Source organism: Glycomyces sp. NPDC021274 (genome assembly GCF_040641195.1).
Taxonomy (GTDB): domain Bacteria; phylum Actinomycetota; class Actinomycetes; order Mycobacteriales; family Micromonosporaceae; genus Glycomyces.
Map to the genome: position 1 here is coordinate 1 of NZ_JBFADC010000102.1, position 1173 is coordinate 1173.

Below are 1173 nucleotides of genomic sequence, written 5' to 3' on the forward strand. Positions count from 1 at the left end.
GGTCGAGGCTGACCTCGACGGGTACGAAGGGAGTTCGGGTCAGGTGGAGGGACACGTCGTCGGGGACCCAGCGCCACAGCTCGCGGTCGAGCGCGAAGTCGAAGGGCGCGACGACGCCCACGCCGAGCTGGGGCTGTGGGCCACCCAGGAAAGAGACGTCCATGAAGGCCCCTAGAAGGCACGAAGGGCTGGAATGGCAAGGCCAGTGGCCGGGGGGAGGTGATGCAGCCGGACAAGCCGGGACGTCGGGACAGAGCCGTTGTTGACACGGTAGATACGACTTCTTAGCGTGGTCAATCCTCGCATCTCAGGCATCTGTCGGCGCCCTGTTTCGTGATACGGGGCACTCGTTTCAGAACGGTTTCTCTGGCCTATGTCCGATCGCACCGGAAACACCGGAAGCACCGACGACACCGGAAGCACTGGCAGCACCGTCAGTCCGGTCAGCCCCGTCAGCATCGTCCTCGTGTTGGGTTCCGATCCGCTCCCGCGGCTGGACCGGCTCACCGGCCGGGCCGAGGTGGTCTTCGCCGACGAGAAGACCCTGGCCGGCCTACTCCCCACCGCCGATGTGCTGTTGGCCTGGGACTTCACCTCCGACGCGATCCGGGAGAGCTGGCCCGGGCGCGGCCCGCGGCCCCGCTGGGTGCACACCGCGAGCGCCGGCGTGGACCGGCTGCTGTGCCCGGCGCTGATCGCCGACGACACCGTCGTCACCAACGCCCGCGGGGTCTTCGAGCAGCCGATCGCCGAGTACGTCGCCGGACTGGTGATCGCCATGGCCAAGGACTTCTACGGAAGTTGGGAGCTCCAGCGGCAGCGGCGCTGGCAGCACCGGGAGACGCTGCGGCTGGCCGGGACCCGCGCGGTGGTGGTGGGCGCGGGGCCGATCGGCCGGGCCGTCGGAGGCACCCTGCTGGCACTGGGTGTCGAGGTCGATCTGGTCGGCCGTCGGGAGCGGGACGGCGATCCGGAATTCGGCCGGGTGCACGCCGCCGGGGCCCTGAACGGGCTGTTACCGCATGCCGATTGGGTGGTCTGCGCGGCGCCCCTGACGGAGGAGACCCGGGGGATGTTCGGGGCCGCGGCGTTCGCGCTGATGCCGCGCCGGGCCCGCTTCATCAACGCCGCGACCAGCGCCTCCTCGTCCACCAGCGGCCCCCGCGCGACGTT

At 70.2% G+C, this 1173-nt stretch carries 1 protein-coding gene and 1 pseudogene; one reads left to right on the top strand and one right to left on the bottom strand.

Translation table 11 applies throughout. From position 1 onward, the window contains the following. Positions 1–163: pseudogene (locus AB0I03_RS26900) on the bottom strand (decarboxylase); the annotation flags it as partial. Between the two features lie 210 nt (positions 164–373). Here AB0I03_RS26900 and AB0I03_RS26905 point away from each other — a divergent pair. After that, positions 374–1173, top strand: an 800-nt coding sequence (locus AB0I03_RS26905) for an NAD(P)-dependent oxidoreductase (protein ID WP_360417434.1), incomplete at its 3' end; no start/stop codon positions are given.